Raw genomic sequence first — 15,690 nt, 5'->3', positions numbered from 1 at the left:
GACTCTAAAAAAAGATAGATCCTGCGATCTATCTTTCTCCATCAATCCGTCACGGCACCTGTTCCATCTAGGCTCCAAGTGTCTTCGATGTATGGGATAAAAGTTTTCATGGTTTCTGCATCTCCTTCAAAAGAAATAGTATAAACTTTTTCATCCTTTTGGAAGATCCAGGTAATCAAATATTGACCAGATTTCATCACAATTTGAAGCTGGTAAGCGTCCAGTCCTGCAACCTTTGTTCGAGCTCCCGTCATCTTGCCAACATCCTTATTATCTTGCCACATAAGGGCCAGTTTCTTGGCTAAAAATTCTGCATTAAATTCAATATCAGCGGGAACTTTTGCCTTTTCTTTGGTAAAGCTGTCTAAGGTGACAATATTATAGCCACTCCCATCAGTATATTGGACAGCCTCAACCCCACTAAGGTCCGTAAATTTGATCCATTTACTTGGAATATTGATGTATCCATAATCTGCATTTCCAATCCGCTTGGTTTCTTGATTGGTAGTACTTTTCTTTGTAGAAGCAGTATCCTTTGACGAAGAACTGCTTGTTTTCTTTTCGACTTTGCTGCTACTTTCTTTTGTAGAAGAAGCTGCTGTATCCTTTTTAGTGGTGTGACTACAGGCCATTAGGGTAGCTACAGATAGAATCGTAAGTGATGTAACAAGAAATTTATGTTTCATGCGCAACCTCCTTGAGAACGTTCTCTTTCCTCTAGTCTACCATGAATAAGGGTATTTTAAAATAGGATACGTGTCACATCTGATCGAACCTTTCAAATTCAGTTCATTTCTTTTAAACCTAAAACAAAAGGCTGGGACAAAAGTCCTAGCTTTTTAATTGTTTTTGGATTGTCGAGCAAGACGCAGTGGTTGAGCGGGCTCTACTGTGCGGAGGTGGGACGACGAAATCGAATTCTAACGAATTACCGATTTCTGTCCCACTCTCTAATTGTTATTCTTCATCCATTGACAGAACTGACAAGAAGGCTTCCTGCGGTACTTCTACTGAACCGATAGCTTTCATCCGTTTCTTACCGGCTTTTTGTTTTTCAAGAAGCTTGCGTTTCCGTGAGACGTCCCCACCATAACACTTGGCCAAGACGTTCTTACGAAGGGCCTTGATATCTGTACGGGCCACGATCTTATGACCGATGGCTGCTTGGATGGGCACCTCAAACTGTTGACGAGGGATAATTTTCTTAAGCTTCTCAACGATCAACTTACCACGTTCATAGGCAAAGTCCTTGTGAACGATAAAGCTGAGGGCATCGACGGTATCTCCATTGAGGAGAATATCCATCTTAACCAGTTTGGATGGACGGTATTCAGACAACTCATAGTCAAAGCTCGCATAGCCACGAGTGGAAGACTTCAATTTATCAAAGAAATCAAAGACAATTTCCGCCAGTGGGATTTGATAGATGACATTAACCCGATTCTCATCGATGTAATCCATGGTCACAAAGTCCCCACGTTTGCGTTGGGCCAATTCCATGACTGCTCCGACAAACTCTTGTGGCACCATGATTTGCGCTTTGACATAAGGTTCTTCGATCGAAGCGATCTTGGTTGGATCTGGGAACTCAGATGGGTTTGAGACATCTAGTGCTTCTCCATCTGTCAAATTGACCTTGTAGATAACAGACGGTGCTGTCATGATCAAGTCAATATTGAACTCACGCTCTAAGCGCTCTTGGATAACGTCCATATGAAGAAGTCCCAAGAAACCACAACGGAAACCAAAACCAAGGGCTTGAGAAGTCTCCGGTTCAAATTGAAGACTAGCGTCATTCAATTGCAATTTTTCCAAGGCTTCACGAAGATCATTATATTTATTGGATTCGATTGGGTAAAGACCTGCAAAGACCATTGGGTTCATCTGCTTGTATCCATGTAGTGGCTCACTTGCTGGATTGGTCGCTAAGGTCACAGTGTCCCCGACACGGGTATCTGCAACGGTCTTGATAGAGGCCGCAATATAGCCAACGTCTCCAGTTGCAAGGAAATCACGTCCAACCGCTTTAGGAGTAAAGATCCCAACCTCAGTCACATCAAAGGTTTTTCCATTACTCATGAGCTGGATCTTATCACCTGGTTTGACCATTCCATTGACAACCCGTACCTGAAGGATAACCCCACGATAGGCGTCATAGACGGAATCAAAGATCAAGGCTTGAAGAGGTGCTGCAACATCACCTGTCGGAGCAGGAACTTTCTCAACGATCTGCTCCAAAATCTCTTCAATCCCAATACCAGCCTTGGCAGAAGCTAGGACTGCTTCACTGGCATCCAAGCCGATGACATCTTCTACTTCTGTGCGCACACGTTCTGGATCTGCAGCTGGTAAGTCAATTTTGTTAATAACTGGCAGAATCTCCAAATCGTTGTCCAAAGCAAGGTAAACATTGGCTAGTGTCTGGGCTTCAATCCCTTGAGCGGCATCCACTACGAGAATGGCTCCCTCACAGGCAGCCAGCGAACGCGAAACCTCATAAGTAAAGTCTACGTGCCCCGGTGTGTCAATCAAGTGGAAGATATAGGTCTCCCCATCTTTGGCTGTGTAGTTCAACTCGATGGCATTGAGCTTGATGGTAATCCCACGTTCCCGTTCCAGGTCCATGCTATCTAGGAGTTGGGCTTGCATCTCCCGACTAGACACGGTTTCAGTTTTTTCTAAAATTCGATCGGCCAAGGTTGACTTTCCGTGATCAATATGGGCGATGATAGAGAAGTTTCGAATCTTCTCTTGTCGTTTTTTTAATTCTTCAAAATTTGGCATAATCATCTTCCTAGTAAATTTAATCGTACTCTTCATTATAACAAAAAAGATAGGCCTTTGCCTATCTTAATTCATTATTTTCAAAAATCGCTTCTGCGTTTTATTTCCCTCATAACCCAAGCGTTCGTAAAAAATATGGGCTTCTTTTCGATGAGATGCAGAATTTAAACGGATAAAAGCAGAATGCCTGCTTTTGGCAAGTTCTTCAACTCGCTCCATCAATTGGCGACCGATCCCATGTCTTTGAGCAGAAGGGAATACCGCTAGCCCTAAAATATTTAGACCGGCGTCACTATAAAGACTTTCATAAACCTCTGCTTCAACATAACCAAGAATAGTGCCTGATTGGTCCTCTTCGTAAACAAAGCAAAAGTGACCCGAGTCTGGCAGATTGAATTTTTCGATCTGAGCTGCCACTTTCTCAAAGGTCGAATCATACCCCAATGCTTGGTGGCACAAATCTCGAATTTGACCTGCATCTTTGACTTGAACGCTACGAATCATGCCACAACCTCCATGAATTCTTTGGTTTTATCTTAGACCTTTTTCCTCAAAAAGTAAAGGGAAATTAAATAAATTTTCAATTAAAAATCCGATTTATATCAAATCGATCTTTTTTTCATATTTATCAGGGATTTCTATTTACTTTTTCGATTTAATTCATTATAATAGAAAAGGTAAATACAAGGAGGTGAGTACGTTGGCCAGAGGTCGTGGAAAAGCAAGTCCTCAAGACAAAGAGGCATTACGGATTATATCGGAAAAGATCAGAGAATTACTGAAAGAACAAGGGAAAAAGCAGATCGAATTATCTCGTATTACTGGAATTCCTGCTAGCACCTTGACTGGATATGTAAAAGGAACTTCTCTTCCCGTTCCTGAAAATTTGGAGAAGATTGCTGCCTTTTTTCAGGTAACAGTTGCTGAAATTGACCCTCGATTACGAAATGATTTTGTGGTCATTGATTCAGAGATTGAGAGATTGTACAAACAGCTCGATGAGGGAAATCAAGAAAATCTTCTTTCTTATGGAAAAAGTCTCTTGACCCATCAGAAAGAAAGACAGAAGATTGAAAAGCAATACCATTCTTATTCTGTCTACGATTCTTTTGCATCTTATCAAAATCAGAAACAAGCTGATATCGTCTGGTTTGATCAAAAGATCCCTTACGATTTAGCTTTTTGGATTCATACGGATTCCTTAGAGCCCAAATATGAAAAAGGAGCCGTTGTGTTAGTCAAGCAAACCTATTACGATCAGGCGGGGGCTATTTATGCCATTGATTTTGATGGGCAAACTTTGATCAAACGTGTCTTTCGTGAGGCCAACGGGGTACGACTCGTTTCCCTCAATAAGAAATATAGTGATCAGATCATTCCACTGGATGAGGAACCTGGGGTGATTGGAAAAGTGATTGATGGCTTTGTTCCTCTCGATTTGGAGGAGATCAAATGATTCAATTAATCGCGATTGACTTGGACGGAACTCTCTTACATGAAGATAAGTCGCTGTCTAAAGGCAATATCGAAGCTCTTCATAAGGCCCATGAAGCCGGCTATGATATTGTGATCTGTACAGGGCGTCCCTTAGCGGGGGTCCGTCCCATTTTTGAAGAGATTGGTCTTCCGGATGGCAACTACTATATGATTATCAATAACGGGTGTACAACTTTATCTACTAAGAATTGGGAAATCATTGGTAAGGAAGAATTAAGCCTTGAGGACATGCACCACCTGCATGTTTTGACGAAAGATTCAGACGTCCAGTTAACATTATTTGACATGGATCATTACCTAGTCGTCGCACCTGAAGCCAGTGATCTTGTCACTATGGATGCCGGCATCGTAAATACTAAACCGACACCTGTCTCAGAAAAAGAGCTCCCCAACTATCTTCCTATTTTTCAAGCGATGTATGTGGGAGATCCTTCTGCTATTGATAGCTTTCAAGCTAAGCATGAGGCAACTTTAGAGAACAAGTTTAACACCGTACGTTCACAGAATATCTTGTTTGAGATCCTTCCTAAAGGCGCAAGCAAGGCTTCTGCTCTACAAGCATTAAGTCAAACATTAGGCTACAGCAGAGACCAAGTGATGGCTCTTGGAGATGCTAATAATGACCTTGAGATGCTTCGTTTTGCTGGTTATAGTGTTGCCATGGGAAATGGCAATGCTGCTGTCAAGGAAACAGCGGACTTCGTCACCCTGACCAATGATGAGGATGGCGTGGCCCATGCTATTCACAAATTAATTGCAACTGAAAAAGGAGAATGATTATGAAATACGCAAATTTGTTGGACCGTTTTATTACCTATGTAAAAGTCAATACACGTTCAGACGAACATTCTACAACGACTCCAAGTACCCAATCACAAGTTGATTTCGCAACCAATGTCTTGATTCCTGAGATGAAACGCGTGGGGCTTCAAAACGTCTATTATTTACCAAACGGCTATGCCATTGGGACACTTCCAGCTAATGATCCAAGCTTTACACGCAAGATTGGATTTATCTCTCACATGGACACCGCTGACTTCAATGCGGAAAATGTCAATCCTCAAATCGTTGAGAATTATGATGGGGGTGTCATTGCTCTAGGGGATTCTGGTTTCACACTGGATCCAGCTGATTTTGCTCATTTGAACAACTACAAGGGACAAACCTTGATCACGACGGATGGTACTACTCTTCTGGGAGCAGATGATAAATCTGGTATCGCTGAAATTATGACGGCTATCGAATATCTGACAGCGCATCCTGAAATCAAACACGGAGAGATCCGTGTCGGCTTTGGTCCAGATGAAGAAATTGGCGTCGGAGCAGATCAGTTTGATGCAGAAGACTTTGATGTAGACTTCGCCTATACGGTTGACGGCGGTCCACTTGGCGAGCTTCAATACGAAACCTTCTCAGCAGCTGGAGCTGAAATCACCTTCAAAGGACGCAATGTCCACCCAGGTACAGCCAAAGGTCAAATGATCAATGCCCTTCAATTGGCCATTGATTTCCATAACAAACTACCAGAAGGAGCACGTCCTGAATTGACCGAAGGCTATGAAGGTTTCTACCACTTGATGAATATCGATGGAACTGTCGAAGAAGCTACTGCCAGTTACATCATTCGTGACTTTGAAACTGAAAGCTTTGAGAAACGTAAAGACTTCATGACATCTATTGCGGATCAGATGAATGCTGAGCTCGGTAGCGAACGCATTCTCCTCACCCTCAAAGATCAGTACTACAACATGAAGCAAGTGATTGAAAAAGATATGACGCCGATTACCCTTGCTAAGGAAGTCATGGAAGATCTTGGAATCACTCCAATCATTGAACCAATCCGCGGTGGTACAGATGGGTCTAAAATTTCCTTTATGGGAATTCCTACACCAAACATCTTTGCCGGTGGCGAAAATATGCACGGTCGCTTTGAATACGTTAGCCTCCAAACCATGGAACGCGCTGTTGATACCATTATCGGTATTGTGACCAAAAAATAAGAAACAAAAAGGATTCGGATAGATTGTCCGGATCCTTTATTGTATGTTAGAAAGAATGACAATATCTTTGACCTGATCAATGGACTGAATTAGGTTAAGGCTTGTTTCATTGATAGGGAGATAATAGACTTTATCTGCCAAAGATTCTGTAAAAGGACGATTGGTGAGTAAGATCACCTGTTGTCCTCTTTCTTTTAACTCTTGCTCCTTCTTTCGTACCTTTTGGTAAAAACTCGTGTCCCGAATTTCTAGATCATCCACCAAGACACACGCAGCATCCAAACCGAATGACTCATTGATCCCATTTTGGGTCAGATAATAGGCTGCTCCTGCTTTGACCTCATATAAGCCAGCTGATGGCTCAACCGGAAGAAATGCTGGACTTGTATCAGCCTCTACACCTTTTTCTAACTCCACTAGATTGGCCAAGACCTGCAAATAAATAGGGGATAATTTACTTAAATCCAAGAGTTCCTCAAACTCAAAACCACGTTTCAGAGCCTCTAAGATATAGAAGAGCCGATGGGGCATATGACGAGCTATTTTTTGGATTAACTCATCATCGCTCATTTCTTCAGGAAAGACAGTCAGCAGTTTTTTATCTTTAATGGTTTCTAAGGCCTGTTGATAAGCTTCATCGATCCTCTTTCCAAATCCATAAACTGCCCCATAAGAGTGAATTTGGGTATTGAGACGAGCATTCTGTGCAGCATCTGAAAAGATCGGAATCTTAAAGAAAATATAGTCTAGACTGGGTTCATAGACAGCCTTTAGATCCTGTAATAAGGGGTGAGGCAAATGCTCGAGCGAGCGCCCCAATTGCAGCTGCACGCCTTGCTCAAACAAGGAATAGCCCAAGCCCATAGAGGCCATCGAGATACTATCTGAAGCAAATGGATTAACCTCTAAGATATAAAAAGCATAGCTCGTCGGATCCAAGGCAAACTTAATGGAAATGGCTCCTGTCAACTTCAGATAGCGACTGATATGGATCGCCGCTTCACGAAGATTTTGAAACTCCCGGTCAGTCAGGGTAACCGCTGGCATAAATTGGTAAGAGTCACTAGAGTGGATCCCAACAGGATCAATGCTTTCAATAGAGGCCGCCAGGTAGTGATTGTCTTCACGATCCCGCATGACTACAAAATCCAGTTCCTTAAAGCCATAAGTCGAAAACTCCAGCAAACACTGCTGACTTGGAGAGACCGAAAGTCCCATTTCTACAGCTTCGCACAAGTCATCCAGGTTATGAGCAATCTTTCGCCCTTGCCCTTGCTTACTCGCTACTGGCCAGATCATAATGGGAAATTGAATGCCTTCAGAAAACTCGATAGCTTCTCGAACCGAACCAACCAGTGCTGAAGCCGGTACCTGATAGCCCAGCTCTTGAAAGAGACGTCGTTGATCTGCCTGTTGGTAAAACGTACGGTAACGCTGCAAGCTAGGACCAAGAATCGCTAGCGAGGCTTCTTTGAAAAAGGACGTTTCCTCCAATCGAAACAAGAGATTCAAAATCTGTTTATCCGCAAAAGCTAGGAGCAAGCGAGATCCAGTATAAGAAAGAAGAGTCGTCCTAAGCGCATCCAGCTTGAGCTTACTAACTACAACTATATCTGCAGCTTCTTGGGTGATAGCATTTTCCTCGCCCAAGTAAAGGACAAGAGCATTCCCATCCTTGTCATAAAGTTTTTGTGCTTCATTTACAGCAGCCAAGAGGCTAATATCCTGATAAGAATCTCCACACAGGAGAAGCAATTTCTGGTTTTGTTTCATCATTCCTTCTCCCTTCTACTTTCGTGAATTTTGGCATCAATCAACTCTAAAAATTCATCGTAAAAATAGAGATTTTCCCTTGGCCCTGGACTAGCGTCCACTTGGAATTGAACCCCTAAAATCGGTTGGTAACGATGACGAAAAGCTTCAATACTATGGTCATTGACGTTTTCATGCGTGACCAATAAATCATGGGGCAGGCTATCGCGTGCTATACTATACAGGTGATTTTGACTGGTTATTTCGATTTTTCCTGTCGCAATTTCACGCACAGGAATATTTAAACCAAAATGCCCGACTTCCATGGGAGCTAGCTCAGCCCCGTAGGCTTGTGCTAACAACTGGGCTCCCAAGCCCATGCCCCAGATCGGAATCTGACCATTGAGCTTTTGGATCAAGCGGCAGAGTTTTTTCACCTGATGGGGATCGCCTGGCCCACTGGATAAAATAACCCCATCTGGTTGCTGCTCCATCAGTTCATCATAAGAGATATCATAGGGATAGACTGTCACATTACAGTCCCTTTGACTCAGCTGGCGTAAGACAGAGTGCTTGACCCCTAGATCAATCAAGGCAATACTCTTTCCAAAACCAGGTACAGCATAGGCTGTTTTTGTCGAGACTTGACGCACTTGGTCTTTTGGAAGGACTGTCGCTCGCAACTGATCCAGGATATGCTCAATCGAATCCCCCTTGTTAATAACAGTTGCCTTCATCCGTCCATACTTGCGGACAATTTTTGCCACCTGGCGCGTATCAATCCCTACAATACCAGGGATTTTTTTTCGCTTCAAGAATTCATCCAAGGTCATCTGCTGCCGCCAATTGCTCGGCATCTCCACCATATGCTGAACCACTAGCGCTAAACAAGTGGGTGTAATGGATTCAGAATCATCCCGATTGATCCCTGCTGCGCCAATAACCGGGAAGGTAAAGGAGAGAATCTGGCCACTAAAAGCCTGATCCGTGAGCAATTCTTGATAACCTGTCATGGCTGTGGTAAAGACCAACTCACCAGTCACATATAGATCTGCACCAAAGGCTTCTCCTTCAAATACAGTCCCATCCTCTAGGACCAATAGTCGTTTCATCGGACCCCTCCCTTCTTTTACTCTAGTCCAATTTTATCATAGTTCCTCAAAAAAAGGAAAGTCAGATTCCATGTAGCGATCTACTCTGTCCTCTTTCTTTCCTTTCAATGAATTTTCAGTTATCTTATTTTGCTCCGCGACCTTTAAGGACGGCTTCAATGATGGCCATACGGACAAAGACACCATTGGTCATTTGTTCTACGATACGTGATTTAGGAGCTTCTACCAAGTGGTCCGCAATTTCAACGTCACGGTTCACTGGTGCTGGGTGCATCAAGATCGCAGTATCTTTCATACGGTCATAACGTTCTTGTGTCAACCCATGAAGACGGTGGTAGTTTTCTTTAGAGAAAAGTGATTCGTAATCATGACGTTCGTGTTGCACACGCAAGAACATCATCACATCCACTTCTTCAATGACTTCATCGATAGTGACGAAGGTTCCATAGTCTTCAAATTCCGCACTTCTCCATTCGTCTGGACCTGCAAAGTAAAGAGTTGCTCCCAAACGTTTCAAGATTTGCATGTTTGATTTTGCCACACGTGAGTGATCCAAGTCCCCAGCGATACAAACTTTCAAGCCATCAAAGTGACCGAATTCTTGGTAGATGGTCATCAAATCAAGCAAGCTTTGGCTTGGGTGTTGACCTGAACCGTCCCCACCATTGACGATAGAGGCAGTGATCGTTGGACTTTCAACCAATTCTTTGTAGTAGTCCACTTCAGGGTGACGGATGACACAGACATCTACTCCAAGAGCTGACATAGTTAAGATGGTATCGTAAAGTGTTTCCCCTTTGTTCACAGAGCTTGTCTTCACATCAAAGTCAAGGAGATCACATCCCAATTTCAACTCTGCCACTTCAAAGGCTTTGTGGGTACGAGTTGAAGGTTCAAAGAAAAGGTTTGAGATGATGTGTTGGTCTTCGTAGGATGCTTTAGCTCCGTTTTTGAACTCAATCCCACGTTTGATCAAAGCCATTACTTCTTCATTGGTAAGAGTTTCCATTGAGACAAGGTTTTTAAGAGCGATTTGATTTTCAGACATGTTGATTCTCCTTTTAAAATGTGAATGCAAATAGTTTACAATTTGTTTAAGCTTCTTTGATGAGGACGCGGTCTTGGCCGTCTAGCTCCACCATCTCGACAATGATTTCCTCTGACTTACTAGTCGGGATATTTTTCCCAACAAAGTCCGGACGAATCGGCAACTCCCGATGCCCACGGTCGACTAGAACCGCAAGACTTACTCGAGCAGGACGACCGTGACTGACCAGATTGTCAATGGCAGCACGTATCGTGCGACCTGTATAGAGAACATCATCGATCAAGATGACTTCTCTATGAGCGATATCAACTGGTAAGACCGTCGTATCTTCTGTCGCCTTCATATCATCTCGGAAAGGCTTGGTATCGAGTTCTGCAACAGGGACATCAATTTGTTCCAGCTGAGAGAGGCGTTCTTGGATCCGGCGAGCAATGTAAACACCGCGCGTCTTGATCCCCACCAGCACAATCTGGCTTAAATCTTTGTTTCGTTCAATGATTTCGTAGGTGATGCGGGTAATGGCCCGCTTCATCGTCAAATCATCAACGACTTCTTTGGTTTTCATTCAGTCCTCCTTAGTTGTAAAAGAAAAACCTCCTTTTTCAAGGAGGTTCAGCAAATGAATGGTCTAAGAGGATAGAGTCTCGCCCTATGGTCCTAGCCATTGTTTTTCACAGTCTCCTTGCCTGCCTCACGGGACAGGATTAAAGGATTTATTTAATTGAGATAACTATATCACAGTTTCAAACGACATGCAAGAAAAAACTCAACATTTTTCAAAAAAATTTAAAAACATGACTTTTCACCCGAATAACGTTCGGTTTTTACTAAGAAACAGCGATTTTCGCTTGATATTTTTGATCCCATAGAGCACATAGCCAGCTAAGAGGTAAGCGATAAAGATGATCACCACCCATTTGCCAACAAAGGCCCAGCCGTATTTATTGACATTGATAAAGAAATAGGCAAAAGGACTATCTTTTGCACCTGGAATCGGCCACTTCAGGACCAAACCATTGAGAAGGGCAAAGAGCATATAAGCAAGGGGAATCAAGGTCCAAAGGAAAGGATCGAGCTTGCGGTATTGCTTGGCTTTATCAACCACTAGGGTATCAAAGAAGAACATCAAAGGAACGATGTAATGACAAAGGAAGTTTTCCAAACGATAAAACTTCTCTGGTGTCGCAAGAGGCGCCAACATAAAGTGGTAGATGACAAAGGTAATCATAATAGCCATGGTCACTGCCCCCTTCATGCGAAGGTAGCCCTGGGTCTGGGTCAAACGACCACGAAGCATGCGCCAGACCATGTCTCCCATGAAAAACATGACCAACATGTTGGATAAAATGGTGTAATAAAGCATCATACCAAAGCCACCATGCTTGGTCAGTTGCAGATAAACCCCGAGCACACTTAAGATAAACAATAGAAAACGATAGCTAAACAATAGTTTGAATTTCATAGTATTCTCCTGAAAGAAAAGGGGCTAGGCCCTTCGGTTTAATCAGGAACTTTCCTTAAGTGAAGACGGACGTCAGCGAACTTCTAGGAAGTTCCATGACTTAGTTTTGAACCTAAAGTTTCAAAACTCCCGAGTAGTTGAAACAAGACTGTTTCAACTACTTTTCTCACAGCGGAAAGTTCCATAATAAACTTAAACAACTCTATTAGTTTTTGAACTTTATATAGAGCTATTTCTTCTTATCTTTAGATTTTCTTCACAAATTCTGATTTGAGTTTCATTGCGCCAAAGCCATCAATCTTACAATCGATGTTATGATCGCCTTCTACGATACGGATGTTTTTCACGCGCGTTCCTTGTTTCAAATCCTTTGGTGCACCCTTGACTTTCAAATCTTTGATCAAGGTCACCGTATCGCCATCAGCCAATTTGTTTCCGTTGGCGTCAATCGCTACGACACCCTCATCTTCTTCGACCTCAGCTGGGTTCCACTCATAAGCACACTCTGGGCACACCAAGAGAGCACCATCTTCATAGACGTATTCAGAGTTACATTTTGGACAGTTTGGTAAGTTATTCATTTTTATCTCCTTATTCAAATTAACTTTCATAGTATACCATGAAAGCAAAAATTTGACAAATCCTGCTCGACTGTATAAAAAGGAGACGACTTGGCCTCCTTACATAGATAATATCTTTCAATCTTCTTGCAATTCTTGAATATCCCGAATCACGCGCACGCCTGCTTGATTCTTCTCGCGCAGTTCAGCATCAGAGTATGGGAAGGTATTGATCAAGATACTCTCCATCCCGATACTTTGGGCGACAGCGACATCTGTTGTAAAGTCATTGCCCACCATGACCGTTTTCTCAGGGTTCAACTGGTGTTCTTTGAGCACTTCCAAGAGGAACTCTGGCTGAGGTTTGCGAATACCTGCATCTGATGACAAGTAAATGGCATGGAAAAGTTCTCTCAAGCCTACTAAATCAATCTCAGGATTTGTAAAATCTGCTTGGGCATTAGATAAGAGATAGATCCGGCAACCTGCAGCTTTCATATCCTCTAATACTTCTTTCGTGTGAGGATAAAGCTCCAATCGTTTGCGAGAAAGGACACGGAAAGTCCGTGCAATCAAACGTCCCCACTCTTTGAGGTGGGCAACACTGTTTCCACTTGGATGACTTTCTAAATACAATTGCACAAAAATGACCGTCAGATCAATCTCAGGATGGGCAACTTGTTTTTCCTTAGCCAAGTCTTCTTCAGCTTGCTGCACCAACTCTCTATAACGCAGGCGCAGACCTTCTCCAGTGTAACTTGCCCCGTAGGATTGGTAGATCTGAGCCATGGTATCCCATAAAACTGGACTGTCCTCATCAGTTTCGATGTCGACCAAGGTTCCATAAAAATCAAAAATATAATTTTTAAATGCGTACTTGTGCGGATTCATCTCTCACTCCCGTAACAAACATGGTAAAGGTTGCCTTGCAGACATTGGCACCGTCTTGATTGGTAATATCAACATCCACAACTCGAGTCGTCCGTCCACTGTGGACACATTCGCCATGGATCGTGAGGACATCCCCCAGACGCCCTGCTTTCAAGTAATTGATGGAGGATTGCAAGGTCACACCATCGACCCCCTGAGAAACCACGACCAAACCACTGACTTGGTCACACAGGGTAAAGAGATAACCACCATGCGCATTTCCATAATAATTGAGCGATGATTCCACGACCTTGGTTGTCACCACTACATGGCCATCTCTCATCTTTTCGATTTCGTAATTTTCAAATGCAGCAATTGCATCAAAGTGAAAATCTTTCATATACTTGCCACCTTTTCTAGCATCTTTTCAACTCCTCTATCATACTACAATTAAGGTATAGATACAAGCGAAGGAGCAATTCCTTAGAGCTAAAAAAGAACTAGATACCTCTAGCCCCTTTACTTAAAATCTTAATTTTTCCCAATCATCGTCTGTCCGTTTGCGATAATAGTACTCGGATAAATCTGGGTCTTCCATCACTTCCAGCAGAGGAAGCATGTCGTAGGACAATTCCAACTTTTCTAATTGGTCCTTCTCAACCCAAGAAACTTCTCCTTCTTCAGATGATCTGAGCTGGCCTGTAAATTCTGTCGCTTTATAGCAAAAGACAATATAGCGGCCTCCCTCATCTTGTGGCCAGTCTTTGACTGCGACCAGTTTTGGATTTGTAATTGTCAGTCCTGTCTCTTCGTAGATTTCACGAATGACTGATTCTACAAGGCTTTCTCCTTCTTCGATATGGCCACCTGGAAAAGCATAGCCAGCCCAGTGAGTCTTTCCAGGTGAGCGGTATTGGAGGACTACTTTCCCATTTTCAAGATCTTCGACCATGCAAAGATTGCACAGTATAGTAGGCGTTGTACGTGACATATATTTCCTTTCTATGATATTGACAATTAATCAATATAAACTTTTTTCTTTATCTCTTTTTTCATCACAAAGGGATTTACCAGCTCATGGTATTCATCATAGGCATCCAAAAGAGAGCCTCTCTGAAAGACAATTGACTTCTCTTTTAAATAATATTCTGAGTGAATCGTTACCGAACTATGACCATCAAAACTAAAGAAAAACACAATGAATAATACTAAGATCAAGCTAGCAAAGAAACTAAAAAGTAGCCCCACTACATTCTTCCAATTGACTGTGTGAGTTCGATAAAAGCGATACCAGATGTGACAAAAAATCGTCAGTACTCCTAGATACAACCAGGGATTCCAGAGGAGCGGCGTAAAGGCATAACCATTGTATCCTAATACAAAGTTCGCAAAATCAAAAAGTAAAAGAATAAGATACACGATCTTAAACAGGTTCATATACTTTCCCATTATGAAACTCTCGCTTACCTTAAATAATGATCAATAGAATATGAACACCTAATCGAAGCCAATGGTCAATGAGAGGCGTATCCGGATCACTTTTTTTGCTGTCTAAAAATAGACTGAGCGATAACAAAAGCAAAAGAAGGGCAATGATCAATCTCAGATAGAGCATCACGCCACCAATAGCAAGAGAAGCTAGAAAGCCAAAAAATGGCAAAGGGCTAAATAAAAATGACAATAAACTAAAATAGAGCATAAACAAAGATAGAATCAATAGGCTATAAACAATCAAATAAGTAAAAATAGAAACTCTTTGACCTTCTCTTTTCATTTTTAAAATTGAAGAAATGACATAGATCATATAGATAAAAAGCAGCATATTGGACCATTCCTATTTTTTTATAGATTATATTGATAGTTTAACTGAATCCTATTCAAAACACAACTAAAGACACGAACTTATAAGAACAAACTGATGTTTCATCAGAGTTTCTTGATTTCTGTTGCTACCTTTTGAAGATGCTGTTCACGGATGCTAGCGGTATTCACATCGCGGCCGACTTCTCCTAAGATGCAGACGCGCTTGGTTTTTATCCCACAGTGGTTCAAGACGGCATTCTTCAATACAGAGATGCCATAACTATCAGGAATGTTAAGAGGACCTGAAAAAATCTTGTACCACCAAGTAGGCGCCATGGAGGTTGCATAAATACTAGCTGTTTTGCCTTTAAGCAACTTTTTAAATTGTTTGCCTCTCAGGTAATTCCAGATAAAACTTCCCTGATCATTAGCCGAGTAGGCAATCCCCGGTGTAAAGACCCGGTCGATCCAGCCCTTCATAAGGCTCGGCATACTACTCCACCAGATGGGATAAACAAAGATCAGGTGATCCGCCCACTGGATTAATTCTTGGGAACGAAGAATAAAAGGATCTTCCTCCATCCGCTTTCGATAGCCGTAGCGAAGAACAGGATCAAAATCCGCTTCATTGAGATTGATGATTTCAAGCTCATGGTGCGTCGAGTCAATATTTTCTACTATGGTTTGGAAAATAGCCTGACAGTAACTTTCCTTATCGGGATGCCCATTGATGACTAAAATTTTCATTCGTCTTCTCCTTCATCTCTTTGGTTCATTCTATCTCTTTTATTTTTTACTTGAT

At 42.3% G+C, this 15,690-nt stretch carries 18 protein-coding genes; 3 read left to right on the top strand and 15 right to left on the bottom strand.

Going from position 1 to position 15,690, the window contains the following annotated elements:
• Positions 1 to 41: 41 nt before the first annotated feature.
• The 3 genes from ACVC7Q_RS01835 to ACVC7Q_RS01825 form a co-directional block, all read right to left on the bottom strand.
• A complete protein-coding gene (locus ACVC7Q_RS01835) occupies positions 42 to 686 on the bottom strand; it encodes a hypothetical protein (protein WP_447264612.1) in 645 nt (214 codons plus the stop codon).
• Positions 687 to 957: 271 nt separating this feature from the next.
• On the bottom strand, positions 958 to 2,784 hold the full coding sequence (gene lepA / locus ACVC7Q_RS01830; protein ID WP_447264611.1) for a translation elongation factor 4: 1,827 nt from the start codon (positions 2,782 to 2,784) through the stop codon (positions 958 to 960).
• A 66-nt stretch (positions 2,785 to 2,850) separates the two neighbouring features.
• On the bottom strand, positions 2,851 to 3,288 hold the full coding sequence (locus tag ACVC7Q_RS01825) for a GNAT family N-acetyltransferase (RefSeq protein WP_447264610.1): 438 nt from the start codon (positions 3,286 to 3,288) through the stop codon (positions 2,851 to 2,853).
• 196 nt (positions 3,289 to 3,484) lie between these two features.
• Between ACVC7Q_RS01825 and ACVC7Q_RS01820 the strand changes: the two genes are divergently transcribed.
• The 3 genes from ACVC7Q_RS01820 to pepT are packed head-to-tail and all read left to right on the top strand — an operon-like array spanning position 3,485 to position 6,281.
• Positions 3,485 to 4,240 carry a LexA family transcriptional regulator gene (locus ACVC7Q_RS01820; RefSeq protein ID WP_447264609.1) on the top strand — a complete coding sequence of 252 codons (756 nt, stop codon included), beginning with the start codon at positions 3,485 to 3,487 and terminating at the stop codon, positions 4,238 to 4,240.
• Positions 4,237 to 5,058 carry a Cof-type HAD-IIB family hydrolase gene (locus tag ACVC7Q_RS01815; protein ID WP_447264608.1) on the top strand — a complete coding sequence of 274 codons (822 nt, stop codon included), beginning with the start codon at positions 4,237 to 4,239 and terminating at the stop codon, positions 5,056 to 5,058. Before ACVC7Q_RS01820 ends, ACVC7Q_RS01815 begins: the two co-directional genes overlap by 4 nt.
• A gap of 2 nt (positions 5,059 to 5,060) precedes the next feature.
• A complete protein-coding gene (pepT, locus tag ACVC7Q_RS01810; RefSeq protein ID WP_447264607.1) occupies positions 5,061 to 6,281 on the top strand; it encodes a peptidase T in 1,221 nt (406 codons plus the stop codon).
• A 36-nt stretch (positions 6,282 to 6,317) separates the two neighbouring features.
• Here pepT and ACVC7Q_RS01805 read toward each other — a convergent pair whose 3' ends face one another.
• From ACVC7Q_RS01805 to ACVC7Q_RS01750, 12 genes are all read right to left on the bottom strand, one after another.
• Positions 6,318 to 8,057, bottom strand: a complete 1,740-nt coding sequence (locus tag ACVC7Q_RS01805; RefSeq protein ID WP_447264606.1) for an ATP-binding protein — start codon at positions 8,055 to 8,057, stop codon at positions 6,318 to 6,320.
• On the bottom strand, positions 8,054 to 9,145 hold the full coding sequence (locus ACVC7Q_RS01800) for a carbamoyl phosphate synthase small subunit (RefSeq protein ID WP_447264605.1): 1,092 nt from the start codon (positions 9,143 to 9,145) through the stop codon (positions 8,054 to 8,056). Before ACVC7Q_RS01800 ends, ACVC7Q_RS01805 begins: the two co-directional genes overlap by 4 nt.
• 124 nt (positions 9,146 to 9,269) lie before the next feature.
• A complete protein-coding gene (locus tag ACVC7Q_RS01795) occupies positions 9,270 to 10,193 on the bottom strand; it encodes an aspartate carbamoyltransferase catalytic subunit (RefSeq protein ID WP_003007497.1) in 924 nt (307 codons plus the stop codon).
• A 46-nt stretch (positions 10,194 to 10,239) separates the two neighbouring features.
• Positions 10,240 to 10,758 carry a bifunctional pyr operon transcriptional regulator/uracil phosphoribosyltransferase PyrR gene (pyrR, locus tag ACVC7Q_RS01790; RefSeq protein ID WP_003001719.1) on the bottom strand — a complete coding sequence of 173 codons (519 nt, stop codon included), beginning with the start codon at positions 10,756 to 10,758 and terminating at the stop codon, positions 10,240 to 10,242.
• Positions 10,759 to 10,995: 237 nt separating this feature from the next.
• On the bottom strand, positions 10,996 to 11,655 hold the full coding sequence (locus ACVC7Q_RS01785; RefSeq protein ID WP_447264604.1) for a Pr6Pr family membrane protein: 660 nt from the start codon (positions 11,653 to 11,655) through the stop codon (positions 10,996 to 10,998).
• A gap of 245 nt (positions 11,656 to 11,900) precedes the next feature.
• Positions 11,901 to 12,236: a zinc ribbon domain-containing protein YjdM gene (locus ACVC7Q_RS01780; RefSeq protein ID WP_101770717.1), complete on the bottom strand. Its 336-nt coding sequence runs from the start codon at positions 12,234 to 12,236 to the stop codon at positions 11,901 to 11,903.
• A gap of 117 nt (positions 12,237 to 12,353) precedes the next feature.
• Complete coding sequence (locus ACVC7Q_RS01775; protein WP_447264603.1) at positions 12,354 to 13,106, bottom strand: HAD family hydrolase; 753 nt, start codon at positions 13,104 to 13,106, stop codon at positions 12,354 to 12,356.
• Positions 13,081 to 13,485, bottom strand: a complete 405-nt coding sequence (locus ACVC7Q_RS01770) for a PaaI family thioesterase (protein ID WP_003016342.1) — start codon at positions 13,483 to 13,485, stop codon at positions 13,081 to 13,083. The genes ACVC7Q_RS01775 and ACVC7Q_RS01770 overlap by 26 nt, the downstream gene beginning before the upstream one ends.
• A 123-nt stretch (positions 13,486 to 13,608) precedes the next feature.
• Complete coding sequence (locus tag ACVC7Q_RS01765) at positions 13,609 to 14,076, bottom strand: NUDIX domain-containing protein (RefSeq protein ID WP_447264602.1); 468 nt, start codon at positions 14,074 to 14,076, stop codon at positions 13,609 to 13,611.
• A gap of 26 nt (positions 14,077 to 14,102) precedes the next feature.
• Complete coding sequence (locus ACVC7Q_RS01760; RefSeq protein WP_447264601.1) at positions 14,103 to 14,522, bottom strand: hypothetical protein; 420 nt, start codon at positions 14,520 to 14,522, stop codon at positions 14,103 to 14,105.
• Between the two features lie 31 nt (positions 14,523 to 14,553).
• Positions 14,554 to 14,907: a diacylglyceryl transferase gene (locus ACVC7Q_RS01755; protein WP_447264600.1), complete on the bottom strand. Its 354-nt coding sequence runs from the start codon at positions 14,905 to 14,907 to the stop codon at positions 14,554 to 14,556.
• A 104-nt stretch (positions 14,908 to 15,011) separates the two neighbouring features.
• Entirely contained in the window at positions 15,012 to 15,635 is a 624-nt protein-coding gene (locus ACVC7Q_RS01750; protein ID WP_447264599.1) for an NAD(P)H-dependent oxidoreductase, read from the bottom strand.
• Between the last annotated feature and the right edge of the window lie 55 nt (positions 15,636 to 15,690).

It is taken from the genome of Streptococcus sp. W151, from assembly GCF_053010205.1.
This window is presented reverse-complemented; position numbering and strand designations above follow the sequence as displayed.

Bases quoted from the DNA above. Each gene is read 5' to 3' on its own strand.
- ACVC7Q_RS01805 (WP_447264606.1), bottom strand. From the start codon at position 8,057: ATGATGAAACAAAACCAGAAATTGCTTCTCCTGTGTGGAGATTCTTAT.
- ACVC7Q_RS01760 (WP_447264601.1), bottom strand. From the start codon at position 14,522: ATGAACCTGTTTAAGATCGTGTATCTTATTCTTTTACTTTTTGATTTT.
- ACVC7Q_RS01825 (WP_447264610.1), bottom strand. From the start codon at position 3,288: ATGATTCGTAGCGTTCAAGTCAAAGATGCAGGTCAAATTCGAGATTTG.
- ACVC7Q_RS01775 (WP_447264603.1), bottom strand. From the start codon at position 13,106: ATGAATCCGCACAAGTACGCATTTAAAAATTATATTTTTGATTTTTAT.
- ACVC7Q_RS01780 (WP_101770717.1), bottom strand. From the start codon at position 12,236: ATGAATAACTTACCAAACTGTCCAAAATGTAACTCTGAATACGTCTAT.
- ACVC7Q_RS01770 (WP_003016342.1), bottom strand. From the start codon at position 13,485: ATGAAAGATTTTCACTTTGATGCAATTGCTGCATTTGAAAATTACGAA.
- ACVC7Q_RS01785 (WP_447264604.1), bottom strand. From the start codon at position 11,655: ATGAAATTCAAACTATTGTTTAGCTATCGTTTTCTATTGTTTATCTTA.
- ACVC7Q_RS01835 (WP_447264612.1), bottom strand. From the start codon at position 686: ATGAAACATAAATTTCTTGTTACATCACTTACGATTCTATCTGTAGCT.
- pepT (WP_447264607.1), top strand. From the start codon at position 5,061: ATGAAATACGCAAATTTGTTGGACCGTTTTATTACCTATGTAAAAGTC.
- ACVC7Q_RS01765 (WP_447264602.1), bottom strand. From the start codon at position 14,076: ATGTCACGTACAACGCCTACTATACTGTGCAATCTTTGCATGGTCGAA.
- ACVC7Q_RS01800 (WP_447264605.1), bottom strand. From the start codon at position 9,145: ATGAAACGACTATTGGTCCTAGAGGATGGGACTGTATTTGAAGGAGAA.
- lepA (WP_447264611.1), bottom strand. From the start codon at position 2,784: ATGCCAAATTTTGAAGAATTAAAAAAACGACAAGAGAAGATTCGAAAC.
- pyrR (WP_003001719.1), bottom strand. From the start codon at position 10,758: ATGAAAACCAAAGAAGTCGTTGATGATTTGACGATGAAGCGGGCCATT.
- ACVC7Q_RS01750 (WP_447264599.1), bottom strand. From the start codon at position 15,635: ATGAAAATTTTAGTCATCAATGGGCATCCCGATAAGGAAAGTTACTGT.
- ACVC7Q_RS01795 (WP_003007497.1), bottom strand. From the start codon at position 10,193: ATGTCTGAAAATCAAATCGCTCTTAAAAACCTTGTCTCAATGGAAACT.
- ACVC7Q_RS01815 (WP_447264608.1), top strand. From the start codon at position 4,237: ATGATTCAATTAATCGCGATTGACTTGGACGGAACTCTCTTACATGAA.
- ACVC7Q_RS01755 (WP_447264600.1), bottom strand. From the start codon at position 14,907: ATGCTGCTTTTTATCTATATGATCTATGTCATTTCTTCAATTTTAAAA.